Raw genomic sequence first — 236 nt, 5'->3', positions numbered from 1 at the left:
ATGCTAAAGCAAATAATTTACCTAGTACGGTAATGTTGTTTGAGCCTCAACCACAAGAGTTTTTTGCTAAAAGTAATGCGCCAGCGCGTTTAACTCGCTTACGAGATAAACTGCTACTGCTCAGCGAGTTAGGTATTGAACGAGTTATTTGTATTAGCTTTAATCAGCAATTTGCAAATATGCATGCAGAGCAATTTGTTAGTGATATTTTAATTAAAAAGCTAGGCGTTAAAGCA

General features: G+C 36.0%; 1 protein-coding gene. It reads left to right on the top strand.

Annotation, left to right across the window (positions count from 1 at the left end):
* The coding region (locus tag AAEY62_RS24795; RefSeq protein ID WP_502935578.1) for a nucleotidyl transferase family protein at window positions 1-236 on the top strand (236 nt) is incomplete at both ends.

This window comes from Pseudoalteromonas sp. GW168-MNA-CIBAN-0100, assembly GCF_040309225.1.
GTDB lineage: Bacteria > Pseudomonadota > Gammaproteobacteria > Enterobacterales > Alteromonadaceae > Pseudoalteromonas > Pseudoalteromonas arctica.
This window is presented reverse-complemented; position numbering and strand designations above follow the sequence as displayed.